This is a genomic window from Ruminococcus sp. NK3A76, from assembly GCF_000686125.1.
In the GTDB taxonomy this organism is placed as follows: Bacteria; Bacillota; Clostridia; order Oscillospirales; family Ruminococcaceae; genus NK3A76.
On record NZ_JMMA01000002.1, the window covers coordinates 1,246,739 to 1,261,949 of the forward strand.

The 15,211-nt window shown below is 45.5% G+C and carries 15 protein-coding genes and 1 pseudogene; 11 read left to right on the forward strand and 5 right to left on the reverse strand.

Annotated elements, in window-relative coordinates:
• The first annotated feature begins 24 nt into the window (after window positions 1-24).
• Window positions 25-1,449: a phosphatidylserine/phosphatidylglycerophosphate/cardiolipin synthase family protein gene (locus tag CD05_RS17655; RefSeq protein WP_051588851.1), complete on the forward strand. Its 1,425-nt coding sequence runs from the start codon at window positions 25-27 to the stop codon at window positions 1,447-1,449.
• 36 nt (window positions 1,450-1,485) lie between these two features.
• Here the strand turns inward: CD05_RS17655 and CD05_RS0105935 are convergent, their stop codons facing one another.
• A complete protein-coding gene (locus CD05_RS0105935; RefSeq protein WP_028509718.1) occupies window positions 1,486-1,980 on the reverse strand; it encodes a DNA-deoxyinosine glycosylase in 495 nt (164 codons plus the stop codon).
• Window positions 1,977-2,780 (reverse strand): Cof-type HAD-IIB family hydrolase, encoded by an 804-nt coding sequence (locus tag CD05_RS0105940; RefSeq protein WP_028509719.1) that lies wholly within the window; start codon window positions 2,778-2,780, stop codon window positions 1,977-1,979. The genes CD05_RS0105935 and CD05_RS0105940 overlap by 4 nt, the downstream gene beginning before the upstream one ends.
• Window positions 2,781-2,945: 165 nt before the next feature.
• On the opposite strand from CD05_RS0105940, the gene iorA reads away from it, so the two are divergent.
• The 9 genes and pseudogenes from iorA to CD05_RS0105990 all read left to right on the forward strand — a co-directional run bounded on the left by iorA (window position 2,946) and on the right by CD05_RS0105990 (window position 12,154).
• Window positions 2,946-4,763, forward strand: a complete 1,818-nt coding sequence (gene iorA, locus CD05_RS0105945; protein ID WP_028509720.1) for an indolepyruvate ferredoxin oxidoreductase subunit alpha — start codon at window positions 2,946-2,948, stop codon at window positions 4,761-4,763.
• Window positions 4,753-5,325, forward strand: a complete 573-nt coding sequence (locus tag CD05_RS0105950) for an indolepyruvate oxidoreductase subunit beta (RefSeq protein ID WP_028509721.1) — start codon at window positions 4,753-4,755, stop codon at window positions 5,323-5,325. Before iorA ends, CD05_RS0105950 begins: the two co-directional genes overlap by 11 nt.
• A 17-nt stretch (window positions 5,326-5,342) precedes the next feature.
• On the forward strand, window positions 5,343-6,581 hold the full coding sequence (locus CD05_RS0105955) for a phenylacetate--CoA ligase (protein ID WP_028509722.1): 1,239 nt from the start codon (window positions 5,343-5,345) through the stop codon (window positions 6,579-6,581).
• 107 nt (window positions 6,582-6,688) lie between these two features.
• The gene (locus CD05_RS21090) at window positions 6,689-7,165 is read left to right on the forward strand and encodes an FUSC family protein (protein ID WP_242841237.1); all 477 of its coding nucleotides are present in this window, start codon (window positions 6,689-6,691) and stop codon (window positions 7,163-7,165) included.
• Complete coding sequence (locus CD05_RS21095; RefSeq protein WP_242841238.1) at window positions 7,162-7,872, forward strand: HAD hydrolase family protein; 711 nt, start codon at window positions 7,162-7,164, stop codon at window positions 7,870-7,872. The genes CD05_RS21090 and CD05_RS21095 overlap by 4 nt, the downstream gene beginning before the upstream one ends.
• 568 nt (window positions 7,873-8,440) lie before the next feature.
• Window positions 8,441-9,199 (forward strand): annotated as a pseudogene (locus tag CD05_RS17665) (circularly permuted type 2 ATP-grasp protein).
• A 92-nt stretch (window positions 9,200-9,291) separates the two neighbouring features.
• A complete protein-coding gene (locus tag CD05_RS0105980; protein ID WP_028509725.1) occupies window positions 9,292-10,230 on the forward strand; it encodes a M14 family metallopeptidase in 939 nt (312 codons plus the stop codon).
• Entirely contained in the window at window positions 10,227-11,150 is a 924-nt protein-coding gene (locus CD05_RS0105985) for a M14 family metallopeptidase (RefSeq protein WP_028509726.1), read from the forward strand. The genes CD05_RS0105980 and CD05_RS0105985 overlap by 4 nt, the downstream gene beginning before the upstream one ends.
• Before the next feature lie 14 nt (window positions 11,151-11,164).
• On the forward strand, window positions 11,165-12,154 hold the full coding sequence (locus CD05_RS0105990; RefSeq protein ID WP_028509727.1) for a guanosine polyphosphate pyrophosphohydrolase: 990 nt from the start codon (window positions 11,165-11,167) through the stop codon (window positions 12,152-12,154).
• Window positions 12,155-12,212: 58 nt separating this feature from the next.
• Here CD05_RS0105990 and CD05_RS0105995 read toward each other — a convergent pair whose 3' ends face one another.
• The 3 genes from CD05_RS0105995 to CD05_RS0106005 form a co-directional block, all read right to left on the reverse strand.
• Window positions 12,213-12,515, reverse strand: a complete 303-nt coding sequence (locus tag CD05_RS0105995; protein ID WP_028509728.1) for an AzlD domain-containing protein — start codon at window positions 12,513-12,515, stop codon at window positions 12,213-12,215.
• A complete protein-coding gene (locus tag CD05_RS0106000) occupies window positions 12,512-13,213 on the reverse strand; it encodes an AzlC family ABC transporter permease (protein ID WP_028509729.1) in 702 nt (233 codons plus the stop codon). The genes CD05_RS0105995 and CD05_RS0106000 overlap by 4 nt, the downstream gene beginning before the upstream one ends.
• 104 nt (window positions 13,214-13,317) lie before the next feature.
• Window positions 13,318-14,484, reverse strand: a complete 1,167-nt coding sequence (locus CD05_RS0106005) for a carbohydrate-binding domain-containing protein (protein ID WP_028509730.1) — start codon at window positions 14,482-14,484, stop codon at window positions 13,318-13,320.
• Between the two features lie 226 nt (window positions 14,485-14,710).
• Here CD05_RS0106005 and secG point away from each other — a divergent pair, with 226 nt between their 5' ends.
• Window positions 14,711-14,959 (forward strand): preprotein translocase subunit SecG, encoded by a 249-nt coding sequence (secG, locus tag CD05_RS0106010; protein ID WP_037323433.1) that lies wholly within the window; start codon window positions 14,711-14,713, stop codon window positions 14,957-14,959.
• Window positions 14,960-15,211 lie beyond the last annotated feature (252 nt).

Below are 15,211 nucleotides of genomic sequence, written 5' to 3' on the forward strand. Positions count from 1 at the left end.
AGTCTATAATGAGGAGGTGTGCTTATGAGAAGAATAAAAAGAATCCTTGCGCTGACGCTTTGCGTTTTATGTCTTCTGTGTTCGTGCGCTGAAAAAGACAGCTCATCACAGGCTGAAACAGCAGATACATCTTCAGACAGCAAGACCGAAAGCTCATCAGCAGCACCTGACGATAGTTCAGAACCTGAGCTGTCTTCCACATCTGACAGACCTCAGTTAAAGCAGGTCATCAATGACAATATATCAGATATGAAAGGCAAGATAAAACAGGACGATACTATAACCATAGACAAAGAAACAGTCGGAGAAGACATTGCAGGTATGTATGACTATATCAATCAGACTGGCTGTTATCCTGTGTACAGATGCGAGGGAGTGGAGTATTACCCAATGGGTGAGCTTGCTATTGATGCTATGATCGAGGAGCTTGAAAAAGCCGAGAGCTTTATATTCTTTGAATTTTACATCCTCAATGAGGGCGAGATGTGGGACAGGATTTATGAAGTCCTAAAGAGAAAAGCAGCAGAGGGTGTTGAAGTCAGGGTGATGTATGACTGGCTCATAAGCGGCCTTGATCTGCCGGAGGGCTTTCCGCAGCAGCTTGAAGAAAATGGAATTAAATGTGTGCCGTTTTCCGAGGCCGGCGGAGATCAGTCTTATGACTACAATATCAGAGATCATAGAAAGATTCTTGTCATAGACGGCAAGGTGGCCTTTACCGGAGGCATAAATGTTGCCGATGCATACGTTAACATCACACATGAATTCGGTGTCTGGAAGGACAATTCGATCAAGATCACAGGAAGTGCTGTCAACAGCTTTACACTGATGTGCTTACAGCTATGGAACAGCTGCTCGGGCGATACTGAGGTAGATAAATATCTTACAGCAGAAAGTGATGATGATAAATCCAAAGGCTACATCATGCCGTTTTCTGAGAACCCGTGTGATGAATATCTTGTTTCAAAGAGCCTGTATATGTCGATGCTTGAAAATGCAAAGGACTATATTTACATAATCACACCTTATCTCATACCTGATGAGGAGCTTGAAAAAGCGCTTGCAGATACAGTTGCAAGGGGCGTTGATGTAAGGATATATGTTCCCGGGATATCTGACCTTGTAATGGCTGGGACGCTTACCAAGGCGCAATATCAGCAGATCATTGAAAGCGGTGTCAGGATATTTGAATACAACAAGGGCTTTATCCACTCAAAGGTCGTTGTATGCGATGATAATAAAGCTGTTGTAGGAACGATAAATGTAGACAACCGCAGCTTTATATACGATTTTGAGTGCGGCGTGTACCTCTATGGCAAGGATCTGATAACAGATATCCTCGCAGAGTTTGACAACAAGGAGGATTTTACCGAAGTGACTGCAGAAGACGCATCTTCAAACTCAAATGTCGGAGGGTATATTCTTAAAGGCTTTGAAGGCCTGTTTTAGATAATAACAAAAGGAGCCTTGGAATAGGCTCCTTTTTTATGTATATTCTTTAATTATCTTCCAACTTTCATACAGCCTGTCAAGCGAGCAGGCAGCATTTGCCGGGCTTGTTGACGGCAGCTTTATAGCTTCGATATTTACAGCCGGTCTTATATGCTTGCAGTAAAGATCATAAGCTCTTGCCCCGTTGCAGAATATTGCTTTTATGTCAGCTGTACCGAGTATGATGCTTATATCGTTCACAACGACATCGGTTATGCTTGAATCGCTCGAGCCCTTTATCTCGCAGCTTGCTATCACGTCCCATAAAGCTATCCTGTTTGCTGTGAGAAGAGCTTTTTTCTGCTCCGTTGTCTGAGGGGTGTCTGTGTTATAGATCCTTGCTATCAGCTTCCAGAACCTGTTCTGAGGGTGGCCGTAGAAAAACTTTGCTTCCCGTGATCTGACTGAGGGGAATGAGCCGAGAATCAGTATGCTGCTGTTTTCGTTATACACAGGCTCAATGCTGTGAAACTGCTTTTGTGAATTCATATCAGCCCAAACCTTTCCATCGCCTTGGCAAGTCCGTCGTTGTACAGTGTATCAGTTACGAATTCGACCTTGTCTTTTAATGCGTCAGGGCAGCCGCCCATTGCAGCACTGTGTGCGGCATATTCAAGCATCGGCAGGTCATTCGTGCTGTCGCCGAAGGCATAGCTGTTTTCGTGTTTTATCCCAAGCTCATCGAGCATGAACTTCATGCCTGTCGCTTTGCTGAAACCGTGAGGCACAATCTCGCAGCGCATTATTCCGGGGGAGTCGCCCCTTCTTATTACCTGGAAATCCTTTGAAAGCTCACGCTCGAATATATCAAATCTGCTGTCATCATGCGCCCAGCAGAAAAACTTGTCAAAGTAAAAGCCCTCATCGTGTGCTTCATTAACATTAAACTGCTGTGATCTGAAATGGGTCAGCATATTTTCAAGCTCGGGGTGAATATAAGTATTGCTGTTATATCTCATGCTTTCTGCGCTTTCGTATATCGCAGGGATCTTAAGCTTTTCAAGCAGGTCTCTTATTTTCAGGCAAAGTGCCGGGTCATTTCGGTTTCGCAGAAGCTCTTTGCTGTCAAGTATAATATTCGTGCCGCAGCCGCATACATACCCTGAGAAGCCGAGCTGTTTTATCCTGTCCTCAATGATCAGTATAGTCCTGCCTGTGTTTACCATTATTATATGGCCGTTGTCTCTTGCGGCTTTCAGTGCGGCTTTGGTGCTTTCCGGAATAAACCTGTTCTCGTCCTCCGAGACCACCGTGCCGTCAATATCAAAAAAGAGTATCGATTTATCCATGTATAACTTCCTTTCGTAAACATAGCTATTATATCATAAGCCTGTCTGAATGTAAATATCGCACTCCGGCTTTTGACAAATTATACAGATATTTCATATATGTCATTGACTTTATTGAGAAAAAGTGATATTATATAAATAGTTTTTTTATGAGGAGATAGTCTTATGCATAAGGAATTTTTGATGGGCAATGCCGCTATAGCAAGGGGCGCTGTTGATGCAGGGCTTAACGTTATATCCGGCTATCCGGGTACTCCTTCAACAGAGGTGCTCGAAACTGCCGCTAAAGGCAATGACGGCTCTTTATATGTAGAGTGGTCGGTAAATGAAAAGGCGGCGCTTGAATTATCCGCCGGTGCTGCATACTGCGGCGCAAACAGTATGGTCACTATGAAGCAGGTCGGGCTGAATGTGGCTTCTGATCCGCTTATGAGCCTTGCTTATATAGGCGTTAAGGGTGCTATGGTCATTCTTGTAGCTGATGACCCCGGCCCTATATCCTCCCAGACCGAGCAGGATACAAGGCATTTTGCAGCATATTCTAAGCTGCCCTGCTTTGACCCTTCCTCTGTTCAGGAGGCTTATGATATGATACAGGATGCTTTTGAGTATTCTGCAAAGTACAAGACCCCTGTGCTTTTCCGTCCGACAACAAGGGTTTGCCACGGTTATGCTTCTATCACAGTTAAGGACAAGGAGGAGCGCAAGACAAATACCCCTGAGGGCTTTGTTAAAGACCCTTCAAAGTGGGTCATTTTCCCGAGACTTTCATACAATGCGCATATCCATATAGAAAAGCGAAACGCCGAGCTTTCGCATGAATTCTCTGCTTATAAAAAGAATTTGATAATTCCCGAGGATAAGAAAGGCTGCACCAAGGGTATTGCTACCCACGGTATAAGCTATGCATACACTACAGAGGCTTTAAACGGTAAAGAAGCCCCCCGTATACTTAAGGTATCAACGCCTTTCCCGTTCCCGGAGGCCAAAGCGCTCAAATTCCTTGAAGGGCTTGATGAGGTGCTGTGTATCGAGGAGCTTGACCCTGTTATCGAGCGTGAGCTTATCTACATCTGCGGCAAATATCATCTTGATGTAAGGATATACGGAAAGCTTAGCGGCAATGTAAAGCCTGCCGGAGAGAATACCTGCGGCTCGGTGTATAACAATATAGCAGAATTTCTGGGCTTTGAGCCTGCTGAATCTAAGCCCGATGAAAATGCTCCCGAGCTTCCTGTAAGACCGCCTGTTCTTTGTGCAGGCTGCCCTCACAGAGCGTCATTCTACGCTGTTAAAAAGGCAATGAAGGGTGTCAAGAGTGTTTTCTGCGGCGATATTGGCTGTTATACTCTCGGCAACGCCATGCCGCTCGATATGGTAGATACCTGCCTGTGTATGGGCGCCGGTGTCAATATCACTCAGGGTATCGGCAGGATAGAGCCTGATACAAAGTGCTTTGCGTTCGTCGGCGATTCGACATTCTTTGCATCGGCTATAACAGGTGTTGTAAATGCAGTATATAATCAGGCTGATATGACACTTATCGTTCTTGATAACTCGACTACAGCTATGACAGGCCACCAGCCGCACCCCGGTACAGGAAGGACTATGATGGGGCAGGTAGTGGATAAAGTTGATATCACCGCCGTATTAAAGGGTATAGGTGTCAAGACAGTCGAGACTGTTGACCCGCTCAGACTTGATGAAGCTGTTGAGTGTGTAAAGCGTGTTTGTGCTCTTGACGGAGTAAAGGCTATAGTATTCAAGTCGCCCTGCGCTGTGCTTATCAAGCCTGAAAAGCCTGCCGTTATCGACAGCAGCAAGTGCAAGCAGTGCAAGGTGTGCATAAAAGAGCTTGGCTGTCCGGGTATAGTTTTAAAGGACGGCAAGGTGACTATCGAGCGCTCATTATGCTCTGGCTGTGGGCTTTGCTCGCAGGTATGCCCGTTCGGTGCGATAGGAGGTGCTGATAATGCAGACTAATATCATGCTTTGCGGCGTAGGCGGTCAGGGTATCGTGCTTACATCAAAGCTCATTGCAGCTGCTGCAATGGAGGAGGATATCCCTGTTATGAGTGCTGAGACTATCGGCATGGCACAGAAGGGCGGAAGTGTTTTCAGCTTTCTGCGGCTGGGTGAGGACGTAAGTTGCCCTATGTTTGCCCCTAAGAGTGCTGATATACTCATAGCCTTTGAGCCTGCCGAGGCTGTAAGAATGCTTGGCTATTTAAAGGAAGGCGGAAAAGTAGTTGTCAACACACACGCTATAATGCCTGTGACAGCTGCACTTAAAGGCTCTGACTACAAGGGCGAGCAAATGCTTGAATACTTAAAGTCAAAGGTCGAAGATATTCTTCTTATTGACGGCGACAAGGCCTGTGAGGAGATAGGCTCGCCGAAGGTGCTCAACATGGTAATGCTGGGTGCTGCCATAAGAAGCGGTGTGCTGCCCTTTGACGTAGAGAAGATAGAGCAGACTATGAAAAATACCGTTAAACCGCAGTTCCACGAGCTCAATTCAAGAGCATTAAGATACGCAAAGTAACACTGGAGGTAAAGAATATGCAGATAACACAAAAACAGCTTGAACAGGTCAACGACCGTATTAAGGCGCTTGTTGCATCAAACAGCTTTTACGGCAAAAAGCTCGAAGAAGCAGGGATAACTGAGGTCAACAGCTATGAGGATTTCCTTAAGCTGCCTTTCTCGGAAAAGAAGGATCTTCGTGATGCTTACCCCCTCGGACTTATGACTGCGCCTGAGGAGGAGATAGTAAGGATACATTCTTCATCGGGCACAACAGGCAAGCCTGTAATAATACCATACACAGCAAAGGACGTTGACGACTGGGCTATTATGTTCAAGCGCTGCTATGAAACAGCCGGCATAACCAATATGGACAGGATCCAGATAACCCCCGGCTACGGCCTGTGGACTGCCGGTATCGGCTTCCAGAACGGCGCAGAAAAGCTCGGCGCAATGGTTATCCCTATGGGTCCCGGCAATACTGAAAAGCAACTTGAGATGATGCAGAGCATGGAGAGCACTGTTCTCTGCTCAACATCTTCCTATGCACTGCTGCTTGCTGAGGAGATAGAAAAGAGAGGTATCAAGAAGAATATCAAGCTCAAAAAGGGCGTTATCGGTTCTGAGCGCTGGAGTGAAAAGATGAGAAAGCGCATTTCCGAATCACTCGGTATCGAGCTTTATGATATCTACGGTCTTACCGAGATATACGGCCCCGGTATAGGCATCAACTGTGAGCACAACACAGGTATGCACATCTGGGACGACTATCTTTACCTCGAAATAATCGACCCGAAGACCGGTGAGCCAGTGCCTGACGGTGAAATGGGCGAGATAGTAATAACCACACTCGTTAAGGAAGGTGCTCCGCTTATCAGATACCGCACACACGATCTTTCACGCATTATTCCCGGTGAATGCCCCTGCGGCAGAAGCTACCCGAGAATAGATGTTATCATGGGCAGAACTGATGACATGATGAAGATAAAGGGCGTTAACGTATTCCCGAGCCAGATCGAGGAAGTCCTCGGAACATTCAAAGAAGTAAACAGTGAGTATCAGATTAGGATATCTCACCTTGACGGTAAGGACACAATGCGTATCTATGTTGAGACTACCGGCGATAATGACTTCAATGCTCTTGCACAGCGCATTGCCGAAAAGGTTAAGAGCGTTATAGGCTTTACACCGATTGTCAAGATAGTAGAGGTCGGCGTTCTCCCGAGAAGCATGAAGAAGACTGCAAGAGTAATTGATGAGAGATACGATAATTAACGTATAAGTCCCTCTTGACAATCCTGCATAAAACTGATATAATAACTATATAGTAATGCAACGGTGCTGAACTTGTGTCAGTGCCGTTTTTCTTTTGGGGTGATAGGATGACTGCTAAAGCGCTGCCGCCAATAGGCGGACGTATAATCAAATCATCAGTCTCAGTGGCACTTTGTATGGTGATATATCTTGTGCGCACAAAGCTGCCTGTTGGCAACGGGATTCCATTTTACAGCGCACTTGCTGCACTGTGGTGTTTGCAGCCGTACCATGATACTGCAAGGATAAATGCCGGCCAACGTACAGCAGGCACTGTCGTCGGGGCTCTGTTTGGGCTGTGGTTTTTAGTGATACTTCGTGCAGCCGGGATATATAAACCGGCTGCGGTGTATCTTATTGCATCGGCTGTTGTGATACCTGTGATATACCTGACAGTTCTGCTCAAAAAGCAGAACGCAGCATTCTTTTCCTGCGTGGTGTTTTTAAGTATAGCGCTGACCCATTCTTTTGATGATGACCCATATACTTTTGTGCTCAACCGTGTGCTTGATACATTCATAGACATTGGTGTCGGCTTGCTGTGAATAACTTCCGTCTGCCAGTCCGTCACGACAGCGACACGCTTTATGTCAGCGGAATAGACAGTGTGCTTATACCTGATGATGATTCGGCTATTACATACAGCAAGGTCGAGCTCAACCGTCTTATCGAGGCAGGGGTGAGGTTTACCATATCGACCGTACATACTCCTGCGGTGGTCATGTCGATTATGAAAGGCGTTGACCTGCGCCTGCCGCTTATAGTTATGGACGGGGCTGCAATGTATGATATAAAGGAAAAAGAATACATCGAAGCTGAATTTCTTCCGTCGCAGATAAGCGACGAGGCTGAGAGCATTATAGCAGAGCAGGGGCTTCATTGCTTTGTGAATGTGATGTATGATTCAACGCTGCTGATATTCTACGGTGACTTCAATAACGATGCCGAGCGTGAGCTTTTTTCGTCCTACAAGCACTCGCCGTACAGAAAATATATCCACTCAGCGTGCAGGCGTTTTGATGAGTACGAGAGGATACTTTACATGACAGTTCTTGAAACAGCTGACAATATCCATGCCCTCGAAAAAGAGCTTGATGCCCGATTGGGCAACAGTGTGCGTATCACAGTATCAGATTCGGGGTATGAGGGATATCTGTATCTTAAAGTGTTTTCACCCCTTGCATCAAAGCAGCATATGCTAAAAAAACTCAAAGCGTGTTGTCACATTCGGCAGCATCAAGGGAGAATATGATGTCTATATAGGCGACGGCGGCGGAAATACGACCGTTAAAAAGCTCAAAAAGCTCTACAAAAATGATATATACCGCTAAAATGCGTTTATTTAGTGCTTTAAAGTCGCAAAATTATATGAATATCTCACTTGACTAAAAAAGTGATATATGGTAAAATTTATATATAGGCAGCACCGCACAAAGATTGTGGTACAGATACGCAGTCAGATTTTTCGTCAGATTGCCCAAATTTACCGCAGGAATACTAACGTATTTCAAGGTAAATTTGGGTGATATGACGGAAAATCTGCAAGTAGATGTGCCGCAAAGCTCTCAGGCGGTCTTTGTGCGGTGTTGCCTATAGTAAAGTTTAAGCAAAGGTGCTTGTTCCATACTGGGGCAAGCACCTTTTTTATGTATATGAACGGAGTGGTCGATATGAATGAACTAAAGCAGACGCATTTTACAAAGGCAGTCGGCAATGCAAATGAGATCAACGAGCTGCTGAGAAGATACGGTGTATAATTCGGCATATATAAAAACGGCGTGTTCAATGAACAGTTCTTTCCTTTTGACCCGATACCGAGAGTGATAACGGCGGAGGACTTTGCAAGCATCGAAAAGGGACTTGTTCAGCGTGTTGATGCCCTGAATGAGTTCCTTTTTGATATATATCATGATAAAAGGATAGTCCGTGACGGCATTATCCCCGAGGATTATATATATATAACCAAGGGCTATCTTGCCGAGTGCGAGGGGCTGACACCGAAGAACAGGATATACAGCCATATCTCGGGAATTGACCTTGTTCAGGCAAAGGACGGCGAGTGGTATATCCTGGAGGATAATCTGCGTATCCCATCAGGTGCATCATATCCTCTGATTGCACGAGAACTGACAAGAATTGCCGCACCGCAGGCGTTTGAGGAAAACGAGATAGTCGATAACCGTGGCTATGCACAGCTTTTATAGGAAACTATGGACTATGCAAACTGCGGCGGAATAAGAGCTATTCTCACACCTGGACGTTATAATGCAGCATACTTTGAGCATTCATACCTTGCCGAGCACACAGGCTCGGTACTTGTGCAGAATGATGAGCTGTTTGTCGAGGACAATGTGCTCTATCACCGCACCTATTCAGGCGGCAAGACAAGAATCGGCGTGCTTTATCGCAGGATAGCTGACGAGTATATTGACCCGCTGACATTCCTGCCGGAATCGCTTATAGGCATACCTAATCTTATGGAAGCCTACCGCAGCGGAAACGTCGGCATAATTAACGCCCCGGCAACGGCGTGGCTGACGAGAAGGGCATATACTATTTCGTGCCGAAGATTTCCGTGACTGCGCAATCGACAGAGGCGTGATGTTCGGAAGATACACAAGACAGCTGCAGCTCGTAAGGTCTGTGCTGTCATAAACAGGAAGTGAAAAATATGACACAAACTGTCGCAAGCATACCGCTTGCAGTACATGAAAGCCTTAAGATACAAAAGCGACGCATACAAAACGGCAGCAGCAAAAAGCGCCTGAGCCTTGTAACAGGAACTCATGGCGACGAGCTCGAAGGCCAGTATCTTGCATATATGGTAGGAAGCTACATTGACGAGCATATAGACCGTCTTGACGGCATAATTGATATATACCCGGCGCTCAACCATATGGGTATCGACAGCATAACAAGGGGCATACCTATGTTTGACCTCGATATGAACCGTGTATTCCCAGGGAGCCGTGACGGCACTATGGCCGATGTCGTTTGTGCAGCTATTGTTGACGATATAAGCGGCTCAGACGTGTGTATAGATGTACATTCGAGCAATATATTTTTAAAAGAGATACCACAGATAAGAATGAGTGTGCCGACTGCGCCTGCGCTTTTGCCTTATGTAAAGATGATGAATGTTGATTTCCTTTGGATACACGATGCAGCAACCTTGCTTGAATCGACGCTTGCCCACACTCTTAACAGCAGGGGCACAAAGACCCTCGTTGTGGAAATGGGAGTTGGTATGCGCATTACAAAGGAATACTGCACACAGCTTTTTGACGGAGTTCTTAATCTGATGAAGCAGCTTGGTATGTGGAAAGGCGAGACAGCGCCGGTTCGTGAGCCTGTGATATCCGAGGGGCGTGAGGTCGGCTTTGTAAACTCAGATGCTGCCGGGATATTTGTTCCTTGTGCAAATTTCGGCGATATCGTGAAGCAGGGTGATCATATCGGAGATGTGGTAGACCCGCTGACTTCAAAGGACGTCGAAAATGTGTTTGCTGTATGTGACGGAATGATATTTACGCTGCGTGAATATCCCGTTGTCTACGGCGGCTCGCTGCTTGCGAGGATATTACAGCTGGCAGGAGGTGAGCGTATTTGAAAAAGAAGATACTCTTTTCACTTCGCTCGCCCTACCGTGAACAGCTTGATGTCGTAGGCTACAGCTTCGGGCATGGTGAAAAATCGCTTGCAATAGTCGGCGCTATGCGTGGCAATGAGGTGCAGCAGATGTACGTCTGCTCACGCATGGTGCAGGAACTCAAAAAGCTCGAAAGTGAAGGCAGGATAGCTGATGACAAGTCGATACTTGTCGTACCCTGCGTGAACTATTATTCAATGAACATCGGCAAGCGCTTCTGGGCAATGGATAATACCGATATAAACCGTATGTTCCCGGGCTTTGACCAGGGCGAGACGACACAGCGTATTGCTGACGGAGTCTTCCAAAAATTGCAGGGCTATGAATATGGGATACAGCTTGCGAGCTTTTATCAGCCAGGCAATTTCCTGCCGCACGTCAAGATAATGGACACAGGCTTTACCGACCCTGATATCATGAAAGATTTCGGTCTTGAATTCGGTATCATACGCAAACCCCGTCCTTACGATACTACAACGCTAAACTATAACTGGCAGGTGTGGGAGACAAAGGCTTTCTCGGTCTATGCAAATGCCACTGACGAGATAGACGAGCACGGTGCAGAGGAAGCGGTCAATGCTATTCTTCGCTTTATGAATAACCGTGGTATAGTAAGTGTTAAAACACCGCCCGGCTATATCACAGACATTCTTGATGAGAGCGTTACAAGACAGGTGCGCTCAGAGCACGCAGGGGTGTTTTTCAGTATGACTGAGATAGGCAGGCGTGTCGAGCGTGGTGATCTCCTTGGCAGGATAACAGATCCCTTTGACGGCGAGCTTGTTAGTGAGATACGATCACCAGTTTCAGGAACGGTGTACTTTGAATACCACAGCCCGCTTATCAATGGTAAGACGGTTTGCTTTAAGATAATCACCTGACGGAGGGGAATAATATGGTGTCACTTAACGATTATCTGTTTTCAGGCGATACGGTGCTTAAGATCCTGCACCAGTATTCGGCAGATCTGAAAAAGTCGGCGATAGATACTCATAACTCTGTAGATCTTGCGCACAGCAACTTTCTGATACAGATAACCGAACTGCTTGAGCATAACGACTTCCTTACCTCGCAGTCGCAGAGGATAAAGGATTTTTATAAGTACATGACGCAGGAATATCCCTTTCTTGCCTTTACATTCAAGGGGCGTATAAAGTCGCTTATCAGGGCGGAGGAGAAGTTCAACGGATATATCTTAGATTATATCTACGGATATTACAAGGAACACGGTGAGTTCCCGTCGGAGGCAAAGATCAAGAGTAATCTTATCTGCTTTCGTGACCTCATAGCATACAGGATAGTTATATCTCTGCCAGAATGTCATGTTACTGAGATCGAGAAAAAGAGCGACACCGAGCAGCGCTATCTCTACGAGATAGCAAACACCTTGCCTGCATTTCTTGAAGAAAGGGGCTTTACGGCAGAGCTGTCCGGCTTTGGCGAAGACCAGTATTCCGGCTTGCTCAAAGAGGCTGTAAGGCCTTACTACCGTGACTATGTGACATATCCACGAAGCTCAGGCTATCAGTCGTTGCATATATCTTTTTATGATAACCTTGCAAGGTGTTATACCGAATTGCAGCTGCGCACAAAGGATATGGATGATTTTGCGGAGATAGGCGATGCAAACCACTTTGGCTATGAAAGGTCGCAGGAGGAGAGCCGTGCAAAGCGTGACATTATCCCTGAGGGTGAATGTATCTGCTTTGATGAAGCATACGAGCGCCTTACTAAACTACAGAAGCTGGAGCTTGCAGATATAAACGTGAATATGTTCAAAGCTCTGAACAACCAGCTTATAAACGACGGCTGCGGACTTTTCCGAGGGCGGCAGATCTTGCCTTTTGAGCATCTTTCTCGTTTCCAGAATGACCTGATAGATTGAATTTATAAGAGAAAAAAATGCTGATGTCTGCAAACTGCAAGCATCAGCATTATCTTAATCATTTTATAAACAGCCCTGCTATAAATACAGCAGCGGAAGAAGACAGAGCAACGACTATCAGCGGCAGATCAAAAAACGCAAGCAAAACTGCAACTGCTGTGCCTGCCACCGCAGCTGCCATACTTGAAGTGCAGTAGAAAATGGCAGGTATTGTCATAGCACTCAGTACAGCATAGGGGATATAGTGCAGAAAGCTCCTCACAAAGCGTGACTTTATCTTCCTGGTGAAGAATGTGAAAGGTATCATTCTGATAAGATATGTGGTTATTGCCATTACGGCTATGTATACAGCTATCATCATTCATCTTCCTCCTCATCCTTGACAGGGAAGATTAGTGCCGATATCACCGAAGCGGCAATGGCGCTTAGTATAATGGCAAAGCCCCTTGATACCTGTGTGAACAGATATCTGAACAGTATGCTGAATGCTGCTGCTGCAATAACAGTAATCGCCACGCTGAGGCTCTTGCGTGCAGGCGGTATGATGATCGCTATGAACATTCCATACAGCAGTATACCCATAGCGGAAGTCACCGACAAAGGCAGCAGGTCGCCTGCCGCTGCACCGAGCACTGTTCCGCTCGTCCAGCCGAGAACGGCTACTGATATCATGCCGTACATATACGAGGGCTTCAGCTTTTCTTTCTGTGAAGCACACACAGCGAATATCTCATCAGTGATACCGTATGATGCTATCAGCCTGTGTATCGGGGAAAAGCTCTTGTCGAGCCGTTGTGACAGCGTAAGCGCCATCAGCGAATAGCGTATATTTATCGTTATCTGAACGAGTATCATTTCAAGTATGGTGCCTGATGCAGCGATGACCTCGATGCCTGCGGCCTGCCCGGCAGATGTGACGTTAGTAAGCGAGATCATGCCCGATGCAAACACCGACAGCCCGTACTGTGCAGCCAGAAGCCCGAACCCGAACGATACCGAAAGATACCCGAGCGCAATAGGTATGCCGTCATACATTCCTTTTCTGAAATTAAGTTTCATTATATTACCTTCTTAGATCATTTACAGCATATACCATTCTATCATATCATAAGAACGTTGTCAAGAAAAAGTGCAGACCCGTTAAGATCTGCACTTTATTGTCTTTATTTGCTATTGCCGCCTTTTTGCTTAGGCTCCGGAATACTGTCTGTCTGCTCGCCGTTTATTATTATCGTTCCGCCGTTGTATTCAGCCTTGCCGTCATAGTCAAATGCTGACTGGCAGGATATGTTGATGTAACCGCCGTTTACAACAATATCTCCGTTTGAATCAATACCGTCTGTATCGCCGCTGCCTATCACAAGTGTTAGCTCACCGCCGTTTATCTCAATCAGGGTGCTGTATGATTTGCTGGCTGTTGTACCGTTTAAGCCGTCATCTGTCGCATCAATGTTTATCTTGCCGCCGTTAAGCTGGATATATGTGGCTTCAATACCTTCGTGACACTTTGCTGTGAGCTCACAGTCGTCTATCTCAATTACCGAGCAAGCCTGGAATGCATCGTCCTGCGCTGTTATATCAAATGTTCCGCCGGAAATGTAAATATATCCCTTTTTGTCATCATCACTGTTTTCGCAGTGGAACGCATCGTTGGCATTGATACTAAACTCGCCGCCGCAAACAGCTATCGAATCATTTGCATCAAACGCCTGGCTTGTTGTTGATATGCTGTATTTACCGCCGGTTATCCTGAGGTCGTCCTTTGCAGTAACGCCGTTGTCGGTCGATTCGATATTCAGTGTACCTACTCCGTTAAATGCGATATCGTCCTTTGAGTAAATGACAGCATCTGTTTTGAGCCCCTCTGTTTCTTCAAATGAACCTTTGACTTTGAGCGTGTTCTCACTGTCGGTAGTTGTCACATAGCACTTGTCAGCTGATGAAACAAGAATAGCAGGGGAGCTGCTGTTGGTTATGCTTACCGAATCAAGCACAAGCTGCACTTTTGCATCTTTTCCGGCGTTAACTATCACCGTGCAGTTTTCAGCTGAGCCGTTTATAGTATATACACCTTCTTCGGAAATCGTTATGTTCTTTCCGCTTATAAGTTCGATAGCCGTGGCTGACGATGTGTCGGCTTGCAGTGCAAGCTCACGCTTTTTGAACATATCCTTTATCTCAAGAGCTGAGGTGTACTGGGCATTTGTGTATGATGTGCCATCAGATGCCGTTGTGCTCGATGACTTGTCAGAGCACCCTGCAAGGCTTAATGATGCAGTTACCACGGCTATTGCTGCGGCTGTTATTCTTGTTATTATAGGTTTATTCAAGGTGTTCACCCTTTCATTATAATATATCATATCAGCAATTATAATATGTCAACTTAAATTTTAGTTTAAAAAACTTAAAGAATGTAAGTGAATAAATATTAACATTTTATAAATTTCAAATAAATATTATAAAAACGCTTGCAATCTGTGATAATATGTGTTATAATATTATGGTAAATAAGAAAGCTAACTATTCGTTTTACGATTGGAGGATATTATCGTGGAAATGTGGGAAATAATCGGCGGAATATTGCTCATTCTTTGCAGCATTATCATAGTTGCTGTTGTTATGGGTCAGGAAACTAAGGATCAGGGCCTTACTTCAGCTATCGGCGGCGGCTACAACGAGTCATTCTATGGCAAGAACATGGCACGCACCAAGGATGCAAAGCTCTCAAAGCTCACAAGGAACTGTGCAATACTTATGGTAATAATCACTATTGCTATGAACATAGCATCACAGGTAGTGAAATAATTACAAAAGCTACGCCCTGCCCGAGTGCAGGGCTTTTTGTTATCTCGATAATTAAACCACCTGCTATGCAGGTGGAATGTATAAACTTTAGTAAGAGCATGGAACTGTGGGTTGACAAAAAACCTCCTTGATGTACAATAGTAATAAGGCTACCAACCGTATTACAAATAATCAAGGAGGTACATTAGAATGGAAAACAAATCTAATGATACATATAGTTTATCACACACAAGCTGGAAATGTCAATACCAA

Bases quoted from the DNA above. Each gene is read 5' to 3' on its own strand.
- CD05_RS0105950 (WP_028509721.1), top strand. From the start codon at position 4,753: ATGCAGACTAATATCATGCTTTGCGGCGTAGGCGGTCAGGGTATCGTG.
- CD05_RS0105940 (WP_028509719.1), bottom strand. From the start codon at position 2,780: ATGGATAAATCGATACTCTTTTTTGATATTGACGGCACGGTGGTCTCG.
- CD05_RS0105980 (WP_028509725.1), top strand. From the start codon at position 9,292: ATGACACAAACTGTCGCAAGCATACCGCTTGCAGTACATGAAAGCCTT.
- CD05_RS17655 (WP_051588851.1), top strand. From the start codon at position 25: ATGAGAAGAATAAAAAGAATCCTTGCGCTGACGCTTTGCGTTTTATGT.
- CD05_RS0105955 (WP_028509722.1), top strand. From the start codon at position 5,343: ATGCAGATAACACAAAAACAGCTTGAACAGGTCAACGACCGTATTAAG.
- CD05_RS0105990 (WP_028509727.1), top strand. From the start codon at position 11,165: ATGGTGTCACTTAACGATTATCTGTTTTCAGGCGATACGGTGCTTAAG.
- CD05_RS0105995 (WP_028509728.1), bottom strand. From the start codon at position 12,515: ATGATGATAGCTGTATACATAGCCGTAATGGCAATAACCACATATCTT.
- iorA (WP_028509720.1), top strand. From the start codon at position 2,946: ATGCATAAGGAATTTTTGATGGGCAATGCCGCTATAGCAAGGGGCGCT.
- secG (WP_037323433.1), top strand. From the start codon at position 14,711: ATGTGGGAAATAATCGGCGGAATATTGCTCATTCTTTGCAGCATTATC.
- CD05_RS21090 (WP_242841237.1), top strand. From the start codon at position 6,689: ATGACTGCTAAAGCGCTGCCGCCAATAGGCGGACGTATAATCAAATCA.
- CD05_RS0106000 (WP_028509729.1), bottom strand. From the start codon at position 13,213: ATGAAACTTAATTTCAGAAAAGGAATGTATGACGGCATACCTATTGCG.
- CD05_RS0105935 (WP_028509718.1), bottom strand. From the start codon at position 1,980: ATGAATTCACAAAAGCAGTTTCACAGCATTGAGCCTGTGTATAACGAA.